Origin of the sequence: Flavobacterium cryoconiti (assembly GCF_048158645.1) — a bacterium.
Classification (GTDB): Bacteria; Bacteroidota; Bacteroidia; order Flavobacteriales; family Flavobacteriaceae; genus Flavobacterium; species Flavobacterium cryoconiti.
Map to the genome: position 1 here is coordinate 339,581 of NZ_JBLNKW010000002.1, position 17,054 is coordinate 356,634.

Annotated in this window: 15 protein-coding genes; 3 read left to right on the forward strand and 12 right to left on the reverse strand. The window is 34.2% G+C overall.

Features of this window, described 5'->3' with window-relative positions:
* Positions 1-2 precede the first annotated feature (2 nt).
* The 4 genes from ACM55H_RS04415 to ACM55H_RS04430 are packed head-to-tail and all read right to left on the reverse strand — an operon-like array spanning position 3 to position 5,233.
* The gene (locus ACM55H_RS04415; RefSeq protein WP_416835348.1) at positions 3-1,601 is read right to left on the reverse strand and encodes an amidohydrolase; all 1,599 of its coding nucleotides are present in this window, start codon (positions 1,599-1,601) and stop codon (positions 3-5) included.
* A 58-nt stretch (positions 1,602-1,659) separates the two neighbouring features.
* Positions 1,660-3,006: an aspartate aminotransferase family protein gene (locus tag ACM55H_RS04420; protein ID WP_416835349.1), complete on the reverse strand. Its 1,347-nt coding sequence runs from the start codon at positions 3,004-3,006 to the stop codon at positions 1,660-1,662.
* An 18-nt stretch (positions 3,007-3,024) separates the two neighbouring features.
* Entirely contained in the window at positions 3,025-3,696 is a 672-nt protein-coding gene (locus ACM55H_RS04425; protein WP_416835350.1) for a GNAT family N-acetyltransferase, read from the reverse strand.
* 10 nt (positions 3,697-3,706) lie between these two features.
* Complete coding sequence (locus ACM55H_RS04430; protein WP_416835351.1) at positions 3,707-5,233, reverse strand: Na+/H+ antiporter NhaC family protein; 1,527 nt, start codon at positions 5,231-5,233, stop codon at positions 3,707-3,709.
* A 202-nt stretch (positions 5,234-5,435) separates the two neighbouring features.
* Between ACM55H_RS04430 and mmsA the strand changes: the two genes are divergently transcribed.
* The 3 genes from mmsA to ACM55H_RS04445 all read left to right on the forward strand — a co-directional run bounded on the left by mmsA (position 5,436) and on the right by ACM55H_RS04445 (position 8,803).
* Positions 5,436-6,893 (forward strand): CoA-acylating methylmalonate-semialdehyde dehydrogenase, encoded by a 1,458-nt coding sequence (gene mmsA / locus ACM55H_RS04435; RefSeq protein WP_416835352.1) that lies wholly within the window; start codon positions 5,436-5,438, stop codon positions 6,891-6,893.
* Positions 6,894-6,996: 103 nt separating this feature from the next.
* The gene (locus ACM55H_RS04440) at positions 6,997-7,446 is read left to right on the forward strand and encodes a GNAT family N-acetyltransferase (RefSeq protein ID WP_416835353.1); all 450 of its coding nucleotides are present in this window, start codon (positions 6,997-6,999) and stop codon (positions 7,444-7,446) included.
* 22 nt (positions 7,447-7,468) lie between these two features.
* Positions 7,469-8,803, forward strand: a complete 1,335-nt coding sequence (locus tag ACM55H_RS04445; protein WP_416835354.1) for an aminotransferase family protein — start codon at positions 7,469-7,471, stop codon at positions 8,801-8,803.
* Between the two features lie 69 nt (positions 8,804-8,872).
* Here the strand turns inward: ACM55H_RS04445 and ACM55H_RS04450 are convergent, their stop codons facing one another.
* The 8 genes from ACM55H_RS04450 to galA form a co-directional block, all read right to left on the reverse strand.
* Positions 8,873-9,418: a YceI family protein gene (locus ACM55H_RS04450; RefSeq protein WP_416835355.1), complete on the reverse strand. Its 546-nt coding sequence runs from the start codon at positions 9,416-9,418 to the stop codon at positions 8,873-8,875.
* 5 nt (positions 9,419-9,423) lie between these two features.
* Complete coding sequence (locus ACM55H_RS04455; protein WP_416835356.1) at positions 9,424-9,765, reverse strand: hypothetical protein; 342 nt, start codon at positions 9,763-9,765, stop codon at positions 9,424-9,426.
* An 18-nt stretch (positions 9,766-9,783) separates the two neighbouring features.
* Positions 9,784-10,647, reverse strand: coding sequence for a DUF5777 family beta-barrel protein (locus ACM55H_RS04460; protein ID WP_416835357.1), 864 nt, complete (start codon positions 10,645-10,647; stop codon positions 9,784-9,786).
* An 11-nt stretch (positions 10,648-10,658) separates the two neighbouring features.
* Positions 10,659-11,060 carry an OB-fold protein gene (locus tag ACM55H_RS04465; protein WP_416835358.1) on the reverse strand — a complete coding sequence of 134 codons (402 nt, stop codon included), beginning with the start codon at positions 11,058-11,060 and terminating at the stop codon, positions 10,659-10,661.
* Between the two features lie 79 nt (positions 11,061-11,139).
* Complete coding sequence (locus tag ACM55H_RS04470; protein ID WP_416835359.1) at positions 11,140-11,559, reverse strand: QcrA and Rieske domain-containing protein; 420 nt, start codon at positions 11,557-11,559, stop codon at positions 11,140-11,142.
* 223 nt (positions 11,560-11,782) lie between these two features.
* Entirely contained in the window at positions 11,783-12,748 is a 966-nt protein-coding gene (locus tag ACM55H_RS04475) for a glycoside hydrolase family 5 protein (protein WP_416835360.1), read from the reverse strand.
* Positions 12,749-12,750: 2 nt separating this feature from the next.
* A complete protein-coding gene (locus tag ACM55H_RS04480; RefSeq protein ID WP_416835361.1) occupies positions 12,751-13,992 on the reverse strand; it encodes a glycoside hydrolase family 27 protein in 1,242 nt (413 codons plus the stop codon).
* Positions 13,993-14,003: 11 nt separating this feature from the next.
* Positions 14,004-16,868, reverse strand: a complete 2,865-nt coding sequence (galA, locus tag ACM55H_RS04485; protein WP_416835362.1) for a beta-galactosidase GalA — start codon at positions 16,866-16,868, stop codon at positions 14,004-14,006.
* Positions 16,869-17,054: the final 186 nt, after the last annotated feature.

Genomic DNA, 17,054 nt, shown 5'->3' on the forward strand with positions numbered 1-17,054 from the left:
AGTTATTTAATATTTTTATATTTTAATTCTCCATTAACCCAAGTTTCGTTGGCTTCAACGGTAGAAACATCGTCTAATTTAAATGGATTTTTATTCAAAACAATAAAATCGGCATATTTCCCTGTAGAAAGACTTCCTTTTATATTTTCTAAATTATCCGCAATCGCACTTCCTACAGTATAGGCGCGTAATGCTTGCTCGAAAGTTATTTTCTGGCTTTCGCCAATGACAAATCCATCCATCGCTTTTCGGGTAACCGCCGTTTCCATATTAACCCAAGGATTTATTTCTTTCACCACGGGACCATCAGTGGATAGGGCTAAATTTATTCCGTTATCCAAAACTGTTTTGCAAGGATAAACCACATCTAATAATTCGTCCGCTAAAGTGCTTTTGAAGTTGTTTGCCAATTCGTAAATGAAAATGGGTTGCATCGCTGCGGTCATATTCATGTGTTTAAAATCTTTTATATTTTCATTGGATAAAAAACCAACATGCTCAATCCTGTGTTTTAATGTATTATCAATATTGAACAAATCACGATACACTTTCAAAGTCAAATCAACTGCTTGATGCCCGATTGCATGTGTGGCAATCGAGAACCCTTTTTCAACGGCTTCTTTGGCTGTTTGATAAAACTTATCGTAATCCAATCTCAAAACACCTTTATAACCGTCGGTATTTTTATACGGAATATTCAATGCCGCAGTAGCTGAACTCAAACCACCATCAGAGAAAAACTTCACGGTTTTTATTTGCAAAAATTCCGATTCATATTGTTCCGGTAAAACCTGGATTTCATCACTACCGTCCGGAATTCGAAGCGGAAAAACATTCATTCGCACTTTCAACAATCCTTCTTGGTCCAATTTAATGTAAGCTGCCAATAATTCTTCATTCGCAGCCGGATCAGTCGCGCTTGTAATTCCCAAACTCAATAAATACTTATGCGCTTCAAGAATCATGTTTTTATATTCTTCGAAAGTAAATGGAGGAATAGTATTCATGATTAATCCCAAAGCTCTTTCGGTAAAAATACCTTGCAAACTACCATCTTCATTTTTGCGAATTTCTCCTCCAAAAGGAACTTCAGTAGCTTCATCAACTTCTGAAATTGCTATGGCTTTTGAATTGGCAATTCCAATGTGAGCGCAAGTTCTAATTACAAAAACAGGTCTGTCAGAAATAATTTCGTCCAAATCTTCTTTGGTTGGCAATCGTTTTTCTTCGAGTACCATTTCATTAATTCCACGAGCCATAATCCATTCGGAATTCGGATTTTTCTCGGCAAATTCTTTTAATAATCTTTTGAATTCCACAATGGATTTTACTCCCCGAACATCCAACATATAGGTGCGAAGATGTCCAATTTTCCAAACATGGATATGGGCATCATTCAAACCTGGCACTATTGTTTGTCCATTAAAATCAAATTCATTGGAAAAAGAACTAAATTGATTTCGCAATTCGGTTTCAGTTCCAATAGCTTCAATTTTTCCCAAATGGTTAATTACCATGGAATCCGCTTTTGCAAAAGCAGAATCCATAGTAATAATATTGGCATTATATATGAGTTTAAAAGTCATAAGATTTAATATCATAAAGTCTCAATGTCGAATTAAATCTTTATGACTTTCGACTTTAAGACTTTCGTCTAAATTATTTTCTTTCGTTCAATACTTCTTGAATAGCATTTTCAATAACATCCAATCCTTCATGCAATTGTTCGTCAGTGATAACAATTGGAGGTAAAAAACGAATACAATTAGTGTACAATCCTGCTCTAATTAAAATCAATCCATTTGCGACTGATTTTTTGATTACTGCCATGGCAAAATCCATATCAGGCTCTTTGGTTTTTTTATCTTTCACAAATTCAACTACCAACATTGCTCCTATTCCACGAACATCACCAATACAAGAAAATTTATTTGCCATAGCATTTAATCGTGTTCTGATGGTATCTCCCACATGAACTGATTTTGCTAAAAATTCTGGTGTATTAATTTGTTTAACGGTTTCAAGTGCGGCAACTACAGCAATTGGACTTCCTGAATACGTTCCTCCTACACCTCCTAAATGCGGTGCATCCATGATATCAGCTCTACCAGTTACGGCGCTAATAGGCAATCCTGAACCTATCGATTTTGCCATCGTTACCATATCAGGAATTACTCCGCTGTGTTCAATAGAAAGGAATTTTCCAGTTCTACCGGCTCCTGCCTGAACCTCATCGGCAATAAAAACGATACCATGTTCATCACAAACTTTTCTGATTTTTTCCAAGAAACGTTTTGGCACAGGAATAAAACCGCCTTCACCTTGAACCGGTTCGATAATAATTGCTGCAACCGAAGAAGGGTCAACATGTGAAATTAAGTTCTGGTCGAAACGTTCGATGCAAAAATCAATATATTCTTCTTCCGTAAAATTATCTGGTTTGCGATATACATTTGGAGAATGAAAACGATAAATATCCTGCGCATAACTACCAAACCCTTTTTTAAACAAAGCATATTTACTGGTTAAACTCAACGTAAGTAAAGTTCTACCGTGATATGCTCCTTCGAAACAAATAACTGCAGGTCGCTTCGTAAAATATCTTGCAATTTGCACTGCATTTTCTACTGCTTCAGATCCGGAACAAGCCAATAATGTTTTCTTAGGAAAATCTCCTGGAGTAATTTTATTAAGCAATTCTGCAAACTCTAAATACGGTTCAAAGGTAGTTACCAATGCCCCAGTATGCAGGTATTTATCCATTTGATCCTTTATGGCATCAACCACCACTTGAGGTCTGTGACCCAAATTTACCATCCCAATTCCTCCGGCAAAATCAATCAATTGATTCCCATCTACATCCCATACTAAAGCGCCTTCAGCCTTTTCAACAACCACTTCGGTAGATTTCCCTAAACCGGCAGGTAAAGCAGCTGCTCTTCTTGCTAACATTTCTTTACTCTTTGGTCCAGGAATTTCTGATACTTTTTTAATTTGAGTTCCCATTTTTTATTTGATTTTATTCTATTTTTTATTTTGTAACTGTTTTTTTAAACTATAATCTTCATCAACCGGCAAATACATCAAGATACTGGCAAACCCAGATTCAGGATCATTTATATAATTATACAAAGGTTTTATCCATCTAAATCCTGATTTTCGCTGCGGCGTAATGGTTGGGTCCGTATATTTATTCATTTCTAATCCATAACAATATTCTTCAATTGTCATTTTGTCTTTTACTTTTCCGTAACCAATGGTCATTCCCGCAATAATCTGTCCTTTGATTCCAAGTTTTTTACATACCTCATGCCGTGCTTTATACAGTTCTTTAGAAAGACCTAAACCACGATATTCCGGTAACACCCCCATGTCAATTCCATACATCCAATCTCCATCCGATATTTGAACATTAGTAAGCCACAAATTATCTGTTTCTTCCAAAAAAGTACTGTCATGTTCTGGAAAATTACATCTAAAAGTACTTGCCGATGCGATAATCCTTCCGTCCTCTTCAATCACTAACTGCCCTTCAGGAAATATTTTTAGATGATTAGCAAAATGATTTCTATTCAATATTTCTGATTCGTGCAAAGTTGGATAACATTGTGATTGTACATACTCCATCTGAATGACATCATTTAATGTAGCATTCCGAATTACAAATTGATTTTCAAAAATACTTTTGCTTATCATATTTTTCGTTTTAAATTACATAGCCGGCTATTAAATATAAGATTGATGAAACTCCAAATATTACTAACTGATATGGAAATTGTGAAATACCATGTTTCATCATATCTATTTTACAAGATTGCGCCGTAAGAACTCTATTATCAGAGAAGAAACAAGCCGCAGCTCCCCAAACAGTTCCAGAAGCTAGTGCTCCTTGGGTCAACCAAAAATCTGCTCCAAGGGAACGAGATAATATAGCAGTCGTTGGAACTAAAATCGCATATATTCCCCAGTTTGAGCCCGTAGCCCAACAAATCCATGCCACTAATGCAAAAACAACAAAAGGAAGTGTCGCACTATTCAACCAGCTAATTCCTTGTAATTTCGCTGCTACAAATTCATTAAAACCCAATCCGTTTTGAACGTCTTTTAATAAATAAGTCATTCCTAAAACCACTAAAACGAAAGTGATTGATTCCATCCCTTTAACGAAGTTGTTTGATATTTTATTGAATTTTATTACCCCTAATACTAAATAAAACAAGTACGTAAAAACACAAGCGGTAGCTATTCCACGAAGTGCATCGATACTGCCGAAAATTGATTCAGAAGAAAAAGTTACACTACCCCAATATTCTGAATCATACGGATAAGGAAAAATGGTACACCAAATTAAAATAACCAAAGGCAAAATGAAATATACCAGCTTCCCTTCTTTTGCTGGTTTTTTCTTAACTTTTACAACATCAGCATCAATTACTTTTACACTTGCCTCCGCTTCCTTTATTGCTTTTGAATCCGGGATTAACTGAAATACCACTAATGCACCCAAAATTAAAGAAATCCAAGCCGAAAAATTATACGGAATTGTACCTAAAAATGCTTCAATAGGACTTGTTATAACTTTTCCTGCACTATTTAAAACACCTCCTTCAATAGCCGCTATTTGAGTTCCATAAAAAATAGTCCAAGTCGAAATTGGAAATATTATAGTCAACGGTACACAAACAAAACTTAAAACTAAGGCTAATTTTTCTCTTGAAACACCAAATTTATCTGTAATAGGTCTCATCGTATTACCAATAGACAATGCACTTAAATAATCATCCAGAAAAAAGAAAAAACTTAGAAAATAAGTCATAATTAACGACTGCTTTTTATTTGTAACATGATTTTCAGAATATTTCCCAACTGCATTAATTCCACCGGAAGCCACTAATAATTGTACAAATGCACCATATAATATACATACTAATATCACCCATATTAATCCTTGATCATGTGCATCTCTAGAAATGGAAGAAAACATACCGTCAAACATATTCAATGGAAAAATCATCCCTTCCCCTTCAGGAAAAAATTCTTTGGATCCACCTTGCATTGCCAATAAAACGAATCCCACAGCACAACCAATAATTAAAGGTTCCAACGCTTTTCTTGTCATTATTGCAATTCCTAATACAGTAAATGCGGGAACTAAAGCATGCCAATTGATAAAATAACAAAGTCCTGCCAGAAATAGTAAGGCGACTCCAATAATAGTTGAGATTGATTTCATTGATTTTGTTTTTGGTTAATAGAAATAATTTAAACTGGTTAGTTTTAAACTTAGCACTTAAAAACAATTTAAATACATTTTGTAAATAAATTAATAATTAGGTTATTATTTTGTAAATCTAACAATATTTTTAATACTCACAAAAAATATTATTGTTTTTTTGATAAAAAGTGTATATTTGAAAAACTAAAAAAGTAAAATCATGGTATTTGATGAAGTAAAAAACTTTATAAATGGGGAGTTTAAATCTGGAAGCTCCAGTAAAATTCATACAGTTATATCGCCATTAGACGGTAAGGAATTAACTACTTTCAATGAATCCACTATGGAAGATTTGAATGAAATTATCAGTTTTGCTCAAAAAGCACAAAAAGCTTGGCAAAAAGTTACCTTAAAAGAACGCGTGCAAGTTTTCTATAAATACAAACAATTATTGGAACAAAACAGTATTGAACTAACCGAAATTATTTATCGTGAAAACGGAAAAATTCACGGGGAAGCCAAAGCCGAAATTGACAAGGCAATTGAACTGACAGAATTTGCCTGTTCACTGCCACAATTTGTAAATGGTGAAAATATGGAAGTCAGTAAAGGAGTTTACTGTTCTTCTACTAAATTACCTTTAGGAATTGTGGCATCGATTGTTCCTTTTAATTTTCCAACTATGGTTCCACATTGGACCATTGTAAATGCTATTGCATTGGGGAATGCTTTCATTTTGAAACCATCCGAAGCCGTACCAATCAGCAGTCAATACACAGCGAAACTATTGAAAGAAGCCGGACTGCCTGATGGTTTATTTAATATTATAAATGGCACACAATCTACTGTTGAGAATCTTTGCGATCATCCGGATATCAAAGCCATCACTTTTGTAGGCTCTACGAAAGTGGCAAAAATAGTGTATCAAAGAGCCAGTCATAATTTGAAACAAGTTTTAGCACTTGGCGGAGCAAAAAACCATATTATTCTGCTTCCAGATGCCCATCCTGATATGGCATCATCAAATATTGTGGCTTCCATGAGTGGCTGTGCAGGACAACGCTGTATGGCAGCGGCAACTTTAATAGCTGTTGGAAATTGTGATGCTATTCTTGACAAATTAATAGACGATGCCAATAAAATTCAATGTGGTACAACATTGGGTGCGGTAATTTCGAAAGCAGCCAAAGAAAAAATTGAGTCTTATATTACTGAAGCTGAACAACAAGGTGCCAAAATTATTTTGGACGGCAGAAACACTACTGTTCCCGGAAAAGAAAATGGTTTTTATGTTGGACCAACTATCATAGATTATGCGACTGCCGATATGTGTGTGGCAAAAGAAGAAATCTTTGGGCCAGTTCTTACTATTGTTCGCGTTAATACGATTGACGAAGCTTTGGCAATTGAAAACGCCAATCCTTATGGAAACGCCTGTTCCGTATTTACACAAAGTGGCGGTTTGGCAAATTATGTTACTGAAAATGCTTCGGCAGGAATGTGTGGTGTAAATATTGGTGTTCCTGTTCCTAGAGAACCTTTTGGTTTTGGTGGATGGAATGAATCAAGATTTGGTTCAGGTGATATTACTGGGAAAAGTGCTATTGGATTTTTTACCAAAGAAAAGAAAACGACGACCAAATGGAATCCTGAAGCGGGTACCAACTGGATGAGTTAAATCCTTCATTCAAAAAGTTATGTGGGCTCCCCAAAGGAGAAGAGGATGGAAATTAAATAATAATTTGTATTTTTAATGTTCAAACCATTTAAAATAAACAATTATGATACGAAAAGCTACTTTACAAGATTTGGATCAATTGACGCCATTGTTTGATCAATATTTGGTTTTCTATAAAAAACCATCTGATACCGAAAAACACAAAACGTATTTAAAAGAACGATTAGAGAATAATGAAGCTATTATTTTTTTAGCTTTTGATGAAGATAATATAGAAAAAGCCATAGGATTTACTTTAATCTATGTCACCTTCTCTTCTTTGGCATTGAATAAAATACTGATTTTAAATGATTTATTCGTTGATGCTACTATTCGAAAAAAAGGAATTGGAGAACAATTAATTCTAAAAACCGTTGATTTAGCAAAAGAATTAGGCTCTGATTTAATTCGATTGAGAACCGCAAAAAACAACAGTACAGCACAAGGGCTCTATCACAAAATGGGGTTCAAAAGAGACGAATATCTTTACAGCTATGACCTTGTTGTAAAATAAACTAAAACTATATAAATAACGCATGTTGACTAAAGAACAAATAATAAGTGATAGTAAACAATACAGCTTGTTTACTTGGGTTGCCCAAAAAAATGTAAATCCTATTCCAATCGAAAGAGCCGAAGGCGTTTATTTATATGAAGTAGGCGGTAAAAAAATTATTGATTTCTCCAGCGGATTAATGTCGGTGAATATAGGTCATGGTGACCAGCGTGTTACGGATGCCGTAGTCGAACAAATGCAAAAAGTAAGTTACGTGACGCCTTCTTGCACCACAGAAATCCGAGCCAAATTAGCTAAAAAATTAGCGTCCATTTGTCCTGGAGATTTAAACAAAGCTTTTTTTACACTTTGTGGTGCTTCATCCATTGAAAATGCTATAAAACTAGCCCGTTTATATACTGGAAAACATAAAATATTTGGCAGATACAGAGGCTTTCACGGAAATTCATCCGCGAGTATGTCTGTAGGTGGTGATCCCAGAAAACAATATACGGACGCACAACAATCGACTAATATTTTTCATCTTGATGATCCTTATGATTTTTATGGTTTAAGTGATCAAGATGAAGAAACGAGATTAAAATGGAGTTTAGATTCTGTAGAAAGAATTATTCGTTATGAAGGCGGTCATACTATTGCAGCCTTTATTTTCGAAGGAGAAAGCGGATCTTCGGGTTGTCTTCATTATCCAAAAGGATATTTAAAAGGCATTAAAGCTTTATGTGAAAAATATGAAATTCTATTTATTGCCGACGAAGTAATGAGTGGTTTTGGGAGAACCGGAAAATGGTTTGGATTTGAGCATAGTACTATTGTACCCGATATGATTTGCATGGCAAAAGGATTGACTTCCTCTTATTTACCTTTGGGTTGTTTGATGGTCTCGGATAAAATCGCCGCGAAATTCGACGATTCTCCTTTATGGCTGGGATTGACTTATAATTCTCACCCGGTTTCTTTGGCAGCTTCTTTGGCAGTTGTCAATATTTACGAAAGTGATAACTTGATAGGAAACACAATTAAAATGGGTGCTTATATGGAAAAACGCATCAACGAAATGCGTGAAAAACATCCTTCCATAGGGGATTTTAGAAACAAAGGATTATTGGGTTGTTTAGATGTTGTAAAAAGCAAAAAACCGTATCAATTGATGGCTCCTTTCAACGCTAATGCCGCCGAAATGGAAGTTATGAATAAAGTGGGAGCCAAATTAAGAGAACTAGGATTGTACACCTTTGTGCGTTGGGGTTATATTTTTATTGCTCCACCTTTAATGATAAATGAAGAACAAATTGATGAGGGCTTAGCTATTATTTCTCAGGCATTAAGCATTGCCGACGAATATGTAATTTAGTCCAATCTATTTTATTTCATAAAAAAACTCCAAACTTGCGTTTGGAGTTTTTTATTCATGCACTACAATCTATTTCGGCTGGAGTATAAAATTAATTGCAATTTTAACGTTTTCAGCAATCTTATTTTTCACGAGACTAGGAATCTCAATATTGTAATCCTGCGGTTTTACTGAAAAATTACTTGTAGCATTAACTTTATCTGCAGTTCCAACTAAAGTAATTTTAGTTTTGATTTTCTTAGTAACGCCATGCAAAGTTAAATCTCCTTCTAAATCATAGACTGTCTTTGCAGCCGACAATTTTGAAGCATCAAAATTTAAAATTTTCCCTTTAAAAGTTGACTTGGGAAATTTAGATGATTCGATATAATTTTCATTAAAATGCTCTTCCATTAAAGGAGCTTTGAACTTAAATGCTTTCACCAAAGCCAATGCTACAAAATCTCCGGTAGATTCATCAAGAATACACGATACCGTATTATTTTTGGCTGCTATTTCTTCAAAAGCAGGCATTGAAGCTTCAAATTTTATTTCTCCTGTACGTGTCATCACTTTTTGAGAAAACATTACATTCCCTGCAAAAACCAACAATCCTAAAAACGCTATTTTTTTCATAATTTTTATTGATTTATAAAACCATTAGCGGTCCATAACTTAATCATATCTATTGTTCCTTGTGGCATTTTCCCTCCTGTAGGCATTATGGATCCGCATGAACCATCAATTTTACATATTACATCTCCGGTTACAATAGCTGTCTTTAACTGGTCATAAGTTCCTAAATTAGGGAATTGACCACCTGAGTTATGGCAACCGGTACAATTTGCTCTAATCACCGGTTGCACATTTGCAACATATGTTGGATTAGTAACAGGAACTGAAATCTGATCATACGTATTTGATTCGCATGAAACTACAAATACAGTACCAATAATCATTAAAAATATTTTTATCTTTTTCATAATTTATTCTTTTAACTTTTAAAAAACACGGTACATATTAAATCCAAAATAAATACTTCCACCATTCCAATCTCCCGCTGTATTAGAAAATACCGCAACATCATTCATAGGTTGGCTATTTGAGAAAACCAGTTGAAAAACGTGACCTCCAGTTTCAATATCAAGACCTACTGAAAGTGGATTATGATAAGGAGACACAAAATTTTCCGGCATATTTACTCGTGCAGCATATTCCAGATTCACACTTAATCTTTTGGCTATTTTATATCTCGCACCAACACCTGCCAGCAAAAGATCTTTTTGTTCTAATCCTCCTTCATATAAGTTTTTATGAACATAAATTGGTGCCATTTCTAATGAAAATTTATCTGTAAACTTTCTGGTAACTAGTATTTGAGTTGTAAAAGCTAATCTGTTATTGAATTTTAAATAAGGATATTGAGACGTTTTCAAAGCACTATTAATATCCATTGTATTATAACCAACTATAGTTACAGGAAAACCATTTATTTCTTGATTTGCCAATTTATATTTTGCCGTTAACTCATAGGTTTTATTATACGTTTGTCTTGAAAACCCTAATGATAACCAATCAGTTGCTCCGTAGATTCCACCAATTTTTGTGTAGGCATTATCCAATCCAAAAAAATTATCCAGCCCTTTAGTCAAATCTCCAAAACGGTGCGAAACAACCATATACCACTCTCCTTTTGTCGGTAATTTGGTCGATTGCATATTGACTATTTGTAACCCTTTGAAAGCGGACATTTCAATTTGCTTTTCTTTTGATTTAACAGTATCCAACTGATTTAATAAATCATCTTGTGCAAAGACATGTCCAACCATAAAAAACATAAACACAAAACCTAAAAAGTTTTTCATTCTCATTTAATTTAATTATTAATTATTATAAAACATTGATCCAGTTTTAATTCTCCCATTAAATCATCATAGCCAACAATTCTACCTTTTACGGTTACAGTTTGGCCTTTTTTGATAGAAGAATCCAGTTTTTTTAAATTACAAATAATAGCATTGTCAATTATAACCTCAGTTGCATTCACACTAGTAATTGTTCCTGTTATTGCAACTGCTTTTTCTAGGTATTTTTTATTTGATGCATCTATATCTTTTGTGAATTCAGCAATAATATTTGCAGAAGTAACAGTGAAATCAGTCTTTTCTGTAGTTAAATTTCTTTCGCCTCCATGCATTACATAATTATACCCCAATAATCCAACAAGCGCAATTACAATCAGTGAAACAAAAATTATTTTTACTTTTTTACTCATCATTTTATTTAAATGGTTATTAATTCCTTGATTATTTTATTCGAAAGTTAAAAAGATTTGTTTTTCGATAACCTCAAAGTTATTATGAAAAAATTCTTAGCGTGCTTCCGCTTAATGACGTATTGTATTTTGTTAAATTACGGGTTGCCGGACCTAAAGTTACAGTTCCTGTACTACTAAATTGTGCTCCATGATTTGGACAAACAAATTTATTTCCGCCTGAATTATAATTCACACTTGTTCCCTCATGTGTGCATGAAGCCGAAACTGCTATAAAATCTCCTGTTAGTGTTCTGGCAATAACAATTCCTTGCGAAACCATAAATCCACCATTAGTAGCCAAAGTTCCGGAACTCACATCCACAGTAAAATCCACTCCAGCTGTTGTCCCTGACGTTGTTCCATCGCTGGAACAACTTGTTGCTAATCCAGCAACACAAGCTGGCAATAAAACTGCAGCAGCTCCAAATCCTACTCTTGCAAAAAACTCTTTTCTATTCATAATTTAATTTTTATAATTCAATACTATTACTTATTTTTTATAATTATAAACTCAATTTCGTTAATAACGCTTCAAATTATCATAAATTACATATAAAATCATTTAAATTTAAAATCAATAATAATTTCACCAAATCTAATCAAACCGTTTGCTTTTGAATCTTATATTCGCTTAAAAATTGCTTAAAAAAAAACTCCAAACTTGCGTTCAGAGTTTTAATGAATTATTTTTTGATAGCATACTTTCGCAAAAGTTCCCGAACCTTTATTCCTGATTCTTTCAGGTCTTCATGTTTCCAATTACCATCTGAATTAGCGGATTTTTTTAGAATAGAACAACTCTCCTCTTTATCAGAAACGGACCAAGTAATCCAACTCAATTTTCTAGCTTCCATCCAATCAATATATTCCTGCCAAGCCACGTAATTCAAAGGTCCGTCACCAGTAGCTTCCATTCCCGCAGATTCTGAAACAAAGACCGGCAATCCGCTTTTTATAGCTTCATCGGTTCTGTCCCGCAGCCATTTTTCATGTGTGCCTGCATAAAAATGCATCGTGTACATTAGATTATCATAGCCTTTTATAGGATTTGTAGCAGGAAGATGAATATCCTGATCCCAATGAGGGCAACCCACAAGAATAATATTATCTGGGCCATTCTCCCTAATTACTTTGATTACTTCTTCGGAATAACTTTTTACTTCTTCCCAAGTTTCATAATCCGGTTCATTGTAAACTTCATAAATCACATTTGGATATTTACCGTATTTCTTTGACATTGCTGCAAAAAATTCCTTAGATTCCTTTAGATTAATATTATGACTGTGCCAATCTATAATCACATAAATTCCAGATTTGATAGCGCCATTTATAACTGCTTCTATTTTTTCTTTCGAAAAAACAGGTTCTTTTATATAGGGCCTATCTCCTACTTCAATGCCCATTGCAGCTCTGACTACATTGCATTTGAAATCTTTTTTCAACCAATTTACTGCTCGTTCATTATAGAATCTAGGCCAGAAACTATGCCAGCCAAAACTCAGACCGCGAAGCACGATAGCATCTCCGTTTTTGTCCACCAATTGTGTTCCTACAACTTGCAACTGCCCATGATGCTTTACAAATTGAGCATTAGAAAAATAGCAACAAAACAAAAACAATAGTATTATAATTTTAGATTTTACATTCATCTTTATATTTTAATTAATTTCAAAGTAATTACATCGTGCGACGCTAAATTAGCAACAAAAGCTTTTTTGGTATTTCCCGCTTCTTTGTTTTTCCAAAGGTTTTTAATTTTATAAGAAGTGGTATTAAAATTTGCTTCTAAATTAAAATCGGTATCTTTTATGAGTTGTTTTTTCCAATCGAAATTTACTTTTTTAGTAACATCGCTTCTGTTTACAAAAGTAATTGCCCAATTATCATCGGATAGCGGTTTTACCCAAACTTCCAGTCCATCTTCTGATGAATATTTAAACCCTTGAATGCCTAATTTATCTTGATTCACCGCAATTAATTCCTTGTTGGTTAAAATCGCCAATGTTTCTTTTGACATTTTTCTAAAATCATTTCCGGCAATAAGCGGTGAAGCCATCATCGACCACATCGTAAAATGAGCTTTATCTTCGGTATTTGTCATTCCATCACCCACTTCCAGCATGTCAAAATCATTCCAATGATCTGGTCCCGAAAACTTACGAATGTCTTTACGCATTTCGGCAATTTTCATAAATCCCCATGACGACCAATTTCCTTCTTCGTGGTGGAACTCGCAATCAAAACAAGGATAAATATCTCCTGAAATTCGCCAGAGATTCCCAATTGGCTTCCCCCAATCCCATGGCTTGTTATCACCCCATTCGCAAAGACTAAAAACAATAGGTCTACCAGCAGTTTTAAGCGCGTTACTCATAGTGGCATAAGCTTCCGGAGCATTTATTCCTGCTGTATTACACCAATCGTATTTTAGGAAATCAATCCCTAAACTAGCATAAAACCTAGCGTCTTGGTATTCATATCCTCGTGTTCCTGGATATCCGGCACAAGTGCTGGTACCTGCACAATTATACAATCCAAATTTCAATCCTTTCGAGTGAACATAATCAATTAATGCTTTTATACCACTTGGAAATTTTACTGGATCAGCAACAAGATTACCGTCTTTATCTCGTTCTTTGGCTATCCAGCCATCATCAAGAACTATGTAATTGTAACCGGCCGCTTCCATACCCGAAGCCACCATAATATCTGCCGTTTCTTTGATTAGCTTTTCATCAATATTGGTTTCGAAAGTATTCCAGGAATTCCATCCCATAGGTGGAGTCATGGCAAGACCATCATATTTTCCACCAGTTTGAGTAACTTTATTTCCTTGGCTAAAGCCTATAAAAGTGAAAAGTAATAATAGAAAACTTATTGTTGTTTTTTTCATCTTAAGTGGTGTTATTTAATTGTTTTAATAGAAATGACTGCTTGTTTTAATCCTTTTGAAGTAGCAGTAAGTTTAACTTCTCCTGCTTCTCCTGTCGTTTGAATAATTACTTGAGCCAAACCATTAAATAATTTGCGCTTATATTGTTCTGCCGAAGTAAGAATTTGAATAGAACCAGCATTTTGATTTATCACATCCCATGGTTTTACTTTTAATAATGGCTCGGAAAGGATTGCAATGGTATTTTTACCTGAACGCAGCATTGTTTTGTCCAAAACAAATGTATCTCCATTTTTATTTTCAGGAATTGCATTTGCTATTTGTTTACCATTAATAAAAATAGATTGCTGTTTTCCTAAACTATTATAAAAGAATGTAATTCTTGATTCCTTATAATTTGAGGACAGTTCAAAATCAGTTCTATACAAGATTGCTTTTACTTTTTTTCCAAAAACACTATCTCTTTCCTCTCTAAAAGCATTTTCCCATGAAACAATCGCGATGTTATCTTTTGTTTGTTCTAATGAAGTAATACTTTCAACTTCTTTCTCTTTAAGATTTTCAATATTCAAAACTGTAATCGTTTCTAAAAATTTATCGGGTTCTAATGACGTAGGATTTCCGTTTCCAACACCAATTATTTCTGCAGGTCCAGTGATAGAAAAAGTTACTTCATCATCTGCAATAGGAACTTGCAATCCTTTTTTGTCCAGTGTACTTGCCTTGATTACAGCCACATCATTTTTATTGGCGTCAAGAACAATTTTATCCGATTCTAATTTTAAACTGGCAGCAACTCCTGTTGTTTTTACAACATCGATTATATTTTTTTTACCGTTTTTATAACCAATAGCTTCCAGAGTTCCTGGATTATATTTTACATTCCACCCTAAATGGCCGTCTTTTTCAACTGTTTTTTTACCTAAACTTTTTTTGTTTAAAAAAAGTTCTACTTCATCACAATTACTGTACGCCCAAACTTCTATATCTTGATTTTCTTTTCCAGCCCAATTCCAATGCGGTAATAGATGTAAAACTGGCTCGTCTTGCCACCATGCTTTTAAATACCAAGCAGTGTCTTTATAAAAACCACATTGGTCTACCATACCAAAATATGATCCTACAGAAGGATACTCAAAAGGAGTTGGTTCTCCACGATAATCAAAACCGGTCCAGATAAACATTCCTGCTAAATAAGGACGTGAATTATAGTGTTTCCAGCCTTGTTCTATACTAATAAAACTGCTGCTTGGCGCTTTATCATAAGCTGGCATAATATGTTTTTTATTGTCCCGATAATACTCGCCACGAGTTGCATTAGTACTTCCTTCTTCGGTTCCCCAAATAAATTGATTGGGAAATAATTTGTGTTGTTCGTCAGTACTTTTATTCACGATATAATTGATTCCTAACAAATCCATAACAGTCGTAATTCCATCACTACCTATTCCTCCACTAAATGCTGCAGTTACATATCTGGTCGAATCAATTGATTTAACATAAGACTGCATAGTACTTGCAATTCTGGCTCCAACAATATTGTTTTCAATTCCCCACTCTTCATTTCCCACACTCCAACTAATAATTGAAGGATGATTTCTATCTCGTTCAATCAACTTTTTCACATCTCCTAATTGAGTTTGAGTACTTCCCATGAGACGATTTTCATCAATTACAAGCATCCCTAAGCGGTCACAGATATCTAATAATTCAGGTGTTGGCGGATTATGAGAACATCTGTAAGCATTACTGCCAAATGACTTTAAGGTTTTGATTCTAAACTCTTGCAAAGCATCCGGTATTGCTGCCCCTACTCCTGCATGATCTTGATGATTATTGGTTCCTTTTATTTTAAGGTGTTTTCCATTAAGAAAAAAACCTTCATTGGCATCAAACCGAATTGTTCTTATTCCAAAAGTGGTTTCGTAGTTATCTACTAATTTATCCTCCTCATAAATTGAAGTAACCATTTTATATAAATACGGATTTTCAATTGACCAAAGTATAGCATCTTGAACCTTCATATCTGAAGTAAAGTCTTTTGTTTCTCTAGGCTTTAAACTGCATGAGTTTATCGTATTTTCTGATATTTTCTTTCCTGATGCATCAAAAACAGTTTGAAGGATTTTGAAGGATTTTGACATTTTATCTTCATTTGTAACCGAAACTGATGCATTTATTGTTGTAGCATTATCTTTGGTTTTTGTTTGCACAAAAGTACCATTGACAGGAACGTGCAGATTATTTGTTTTATTCAACCAAACATGACGATAAATTCCAGCACCCTCATAAAACCAACCTTCTTCCATGGTTGCATCGACGCGAACTGCAATTGAATTTTCTCCTCCATAATTAATATAATCTGTAATGTCGTACTCAAAACCTAAATAGCCACTATCTTGATTTCCTAAATAATGTCCATTTATCCAAACAATTGAATTTCGAAAAACCCCATCAAAAACAATATAAATTCTTCGTCCTAAATCACTCTCAGGAATGGTTATTTTCTTGCGATACCAGCCAATAGTTTTGTTTGGAAAGTTTCTTCCAATCGCTTTAAACCCATGACTAAAACTGGCTTTACTACTAAAATCCTGTTCCACACCCCAATCATGTGGAACATTTAAATTTCGCCAAGATCGATCATCAAAATTAGCACTAGCGGCTCCATCCCCAAAACCTGCTTTAGCTAAATAGGAAAAATAAGCCGTTCCCGTATTAAAATCTTTTTTTGCATCTGATGGATGACCAAATGCAAATTTCCAATTACGATCAATTGAGATATGTTCTCTTCCACGTACTATTGCTTTAGATTGAGAGAACATTACAAAATGAAGTAAAAAGAACAGCACTATAATTTTTTTTCGTTTTTTCATTTTTAACTATTTACAACCCTATTAAAATTTAATAAAAAAATTCCCTAATTGCTCAATTAGGGAATCTTTTAAAACAAACTCAAAAAACAAATTATTTTATTCTAATGTATCCCGAATACATATGCTTTTAAGAATCAATTCATGTTATAATCCAATTATTGAATCACAAACTCATTCAATGAAAAA

Coding starts and splice junctions, on each gene's coding strand:
- ACM55H_RS04470 (WP_416835359.1), bottom strand. CDS start 11,559: ATGAATAGAAAAGAGTTTTTTGCAAGAGTAGGATTTGGAGCTGCTGCA.
- ACM55H_RS04480 (WP_416835361.1), bottom strand. CDS start 13,992: ATGAAAAAAACAACAATAAGTTTTCTATTATTACTTTTCACTTTTATA.
- ACM55H_RS04460 (WP_416835357.1), bottom strand. CDS start 10,647: ATGAAAAACTTTTTAGGTTTTGTGTTTATGTTTTTTATGGTTGGACAT.
- ACM55H_RS04430 (WP_416835351.1), bottom strand. CDS start 5,233: ATGAAATCAATCTCAACTATTATTGGAGTCGCCTTACTATTTCTGGCA.
- ACM55H_RS04455 (WP_416835356.1), bottom strand. CDS start 9,765: ATGAAAAAGATAAAAATATTTTTAATGATTATTGGTACTGTATTTGTA.
- ACM55H_RS04445 (WP_416835354.1), top strand. CDS start 7,469: ATGTTGACTAAAGAACAAATAATAAGTGATAGTAAACAATACAGCTTG.
- ACM55H_RS04475 (WP_416835360.1), bottom strand. CDS start 12,748: ATGAATGTAAAATCTAAAATTATAATACTATTGTTTTTGTTTTGTTGC.
- ACM55H_RS04425 (WP_416835350.1), bottom strand. CDS start 3,696: ATGATAAGCAAAAGTATTTTTGAAAATCAATTTGTAATTCGGAATGCT.
- ACM55H_RS04465 (WP_416835358.1), bottom strand. CDS start 11,060: ATGATGAGTAAAAAAGTAAAAATAATTTTTGTTTCACTGATTGTAATT.
- ACM55H_RS04450 (WP_416835355.1), bottom strand. CDS start 9,418: ATGAAAAAAATAGCGTTTTTAGGATTGTTGGTTTTTGCAGGGAATGTA.
- ACM55H_RS04420 (WP_416835349.1), bottom strand. CDS start 3,006: ATGGGAACTCAAATTAAAAAAGTATCAGAAATTCCTGGACCAAAGAGT.
- ACM55H_RS04440 (WP_416835353.1), top strand. CDS start 6,997: ATGATACGAAAAGCTACTTTACAAGATTTGGATCAATTGACGCCATTG.
- mmsA (WP_416835352.1), top strand. CDS start 5,436: ATGGTATTTGATGAAGTAAAAAACTTTATAAATGGGGAGTTTAAATCT.
- ACM55H_RS04415 (WP_416835348.1), bottom strand. CDS start 1,601: ATGATATTAAATCTTATGACTTTTAAACTCATATATAATGCCAATATT.
- galA (WP_416835362.1), bottom strand. CDS start 16,868: ATGAAAAAACGAAAAAAAATTATAGTGCTGTTCTTTTTACTTCATTTT.